Source organism: Pseudochrobactrum asaccharolyticum (assembly GCF_003314995.1).
Lineage (GTDB): Bacteria > Pseudomonadota > Alphaproteobacteria > Rhizobiales > Rhizobiaceae > Pseudochrobactrum > Pseudochrobactrum asaccharolyticum.
On sequence record NZ_QNRH01000027.1, the window covers coordinates 1 to 3,091 of the forward strand.

The window sequence follows — 3,091 nt, forward strand, 5'->3', positions numbered from 1 at the left end:
TTATTGTCAACTTTGGAACAAATTAATCCTTCAAACATTCCTTTTATGAGTGATAGCTGTGCCAACCGAACATGATGGTAATGGAAAACACTTGGATTTTTTCGGTTTCTCTAAGTGGCCAACGAAATGGCAGACGAGTTTCTACCCCATCCGGCTATTCCTCACTTAATCTTTTGAAAAGGATAGCGCAGTGCCACAGAAAATAAAATCGAAAGCGAAAGAGACAGCAAAAAGACAACGCAAGCTGCAGGTGGATTATGCTTCTGACGAAACTAAAATTTCTCATTCTGCACAAACGGGCGCTCGCAAATATCCAGTTCCCCCATTTCCAAAACAGCATATTTCTAAACCCGGCAAAGAGGCTCTCCTCACTCCGGAACCTATGTATGACGCTCCATATTATAAAGGCTCCCAAAAACTAGAAGAGAAAGTCGCCATTATTACGGGTGGAGATTCTGGCATAGGTCGTTCTGTGGCAGTTTTGTTTGCACGAGAAGGTGCTGACATTGCTATTATTTATTTGGAAGAGACCTCCGATGCTAAATTAACAAAAAGGCTCATTGAAAAAGAGGGCCGTAAGTGTTTGTTAATTAAAGGAGACGTCCGAAATCTAAAATTTTGTAATAATGCAGTTTCCAAGACAATTAAGGCTTTTGGCAAAATTGACATACTGATTAATAATGCAGCTTTTCAGTTACATGTTTCGGATTTTCGTAAACTATCACCAGAGAACTTCGATGAAACTGTAAAAACTAACCTCTATGGGTATTATCATATGACTTCGGCTACATTGCCTTGTCTGAAAAGTGGTGCTGCAATTATAAATACCGGCTCAGTCACGGGTCTACGGGGCAGTAAGAACCTAGTTGATTATTCGATGACAAAGGGAGGTATACACGCTTTTACAAGAGCATTGGCGGCAAATTTATTACCTGATGGTATACGTGTTAATGCCGTTGCCCCTGGCCCCGTTTGGACCTCATTAAATCCAGCAGATAAAGAGGCTTCAGACGTAGCTGAATTTGGAGCTGACACACCTATGAAGCGACCAGCACAGCCCGAAGAACTTGCACCTGTGTATGTTTTTTTAGCTTCCGAACAATGTTCGAGTTATATAACCGGTGAGATAATACCGGTTATAGGAGGGTATTAAAATTAATGAAAGACGCTTCATCACCTCTATAAGGGAGTGAAACTCCTTAATTAGCAGGGGCGGTTTGCAATGAGTGAGGCGCTTCTTGGGTTCCTGGGGTATTCTGGCTCATAGGATTAAAAACCCATATTATAATCGCCAACACTACTAAGGCTATAATAAAATACAAATATTTCATTTTATGGTTCCTCGTGGGGCTTAATGATAGTTAGAAATAGCTCGGCGTAATTTACGCCAAGCTATTAAAAGTTCGTGATTGCGTTTAATTCGACTGCGCTGGAGTCTCTGGAGTGGCAGCGGGTGGCGGCTGAGTTTGTTGTGTCGCAGGTGCGGTGGAGTTCGGCGCTGAGGTGTTCTGATTATCCTGTTTGGTTGCTGCAGTAGGATCTGCTACACCGTCATCAAAAAAGAGTGCCCGATCAAATGTTGGGGCTGCAGTGAGCTCTTCTTTTGTTGCTTTTATAACCAACCATTTTTTACCATCGCTACGCTTAGCTAACTGAAGTTGATCTGGGCTAACCGCTACATCCTTTTCACCCACACCCAAGAAGCCGCCGACACCAATAACGGCCGCTTCGATTTTTCCCTCAGAGCTTGTAATTAAGTCATTCAATTTACCTACTGACTTTGCATCGTTGGCGTCACTTTCATAAACAGTTTGACCAATAAATGATGATACTAAGAGTTGCCCGGTTTTGGGTTCAATAAAACCAATTTTGTTAGCATCTGTGGCGGTATCGGTCGGAGGGTTACCAAACATGTTTTGGGTTGAAATTGCTGCTTGCGGAGGCTGCACCGTGGTGGCACTGGGAGCTGTAGTGGTATCGCTTGTCTGAGCAAATGCCGCACTACCAATAAATAAGGCACACGACGTCGTCAGAAGTGTAGTTCTAAACATGACTATCTCCTTTGTTACGTATGTTACGTATACAAACATATAAGATGACAGTTAGTTCCAATAAAATGAATATTCATAGTATTAATCTGATTGTTGTGCAGATTCTTGCTCAATTTTATTACGTATTTTTTTCAGCTCAGATAAAGGAAGATGCTCTACGCCAATTGCATTGTCACGACCATCTTCCAAAATGGAGATAAGCTCATCTAGTTTTGTATGCAAAGCACAGGAGTCACGATTTTGAGCATTTTGAATAAGAAAAACCATGAGAAAGGTAACGATAGTTGTAGATGTATTTACAATGAGTTGCCATGTGTCCGAAAAATTGAATAATGGACCCGATATCGCCCAAATAATAATAAATAAAATTGCTGCAATAAAGGCAAGATAGTGACCTGCTGCATTTGAAACAGCTTCGCTAAATTTTGTGAAAAATGCACCCATATTCATCTCTCCATTTTTGATACAATGTTCAAAATGAAAATTTGTTCAAAAATTATAGGAATGCGTGCGCATTTTATATGGGTTTTGGGGCACTTAATTGTATGACAGATCCGCAGACGCTTCCAATTAGAATTAAGCTATCACACCTATTTATACTCAACTCTTCATATGGAACCACTTATCCTATTTATTCGTTAAAGGACTAAGTTAGTAAAATTTTTCTTTGAGAAATGCGCTCTATTGTGGAGGATGCTATGCCCCGTGGAGAAAAGACAAAATATACAGATAAGCAAAAACGTAAAGCTGAGCACATCGCGGAAGGTTACGAGAAAAAAGGGATCTCAGAGAAAGAGGCTGAAGGTCGTGCTTGGGCCACCGTGAATAAAGATGATGGTGGAGGGAAAAAGCCGGGTGGATCTGGACGCGGCAAGGCAACTGGACATCCAGCCTCGCATGAGGGCGGTAAAAAAGGTGGAGCTTCTTCGGCTTCTCGTACTCCTGAACAGCGTTCGGAATCCGCCAAAAAAGCTGCAGCAACACGCAAACGTAATAAGGAGAAAGCAAATGGCTAGTGGCGATCCTTTAAAGGCATGGAG

Annotated in this window: 4 protein-coding genes; 2 read left to right on the plus strand and 2 right to left on the minus strand. The window is 41.7% G+C overall.

The window, feature by feature from the left end:
• Window positions 1–190: 190 nt before the first annotated feature.
• The gene (locus DFR47_RS21360) at window positions 191–1,153 is read left to right on the plus strand and encodes an SDR family oxidoreductase (RefSeq protein ID WP_245416681.1); all 963 of its coding nucleotides are present in this window, start codon (window positions 191–193) and stop codon (window positions 1,151–1,153) included.
• A gap of 262 nt (window positions 1,154–1,415) precedes the next feature.
• Here the strand turns inward: DFR47_RS21360 and DFR47_RS21365 are convergent, their stop codons facing one another.
• Together DFR47_RS21365 and DFR47_RS21370 are read right to left on the minus strand one after the other, a co-directional pair.
• On the minus strand, window positions 1,416–2,051 hold the full coding sequence (locus DFR47_RS21365; RefSeq protein WP_113946528.1) for a PRC-barrel domain-containing protein: 636 nt from the start codon (window positions 2,049–2,051) through the stop codon (window positions 1,416–1,418).
• A gap of 81 nt (window positions 2,052–2,132) precedes the next feature.
• Window positions 2,133–2,495, minus strand: coding sequence for a low affinity iron permease family protein (locus tag DFR47_RS21370; protein WP_113946529.1), 363 nt, complete (start codon window positions 2,493–2,495; stop codon window positions 2,133–2,135).
• Window positions 2,496–2,749: 254 nt separating this feature from the next.
• Here DFR47_RS21370 and DFR47_RS21375 point away from each other — a divergent pair, with 254 nt between their 5' ends.
• Window positions 2,750–3,067: a plasmid stabilization protein gene (locus DFR47_RS21375; RefSeq protein ID WP_113946531.1), complete on the plus strand. Its 318-nt coding sequence runs from the start codon at window positions 2,750–2,752 to the stop codon at window positions 3,065–3,067.
• The last annotated feature ends 24 nt before the right edge of the window (window positions 3,068–3,091 follow it).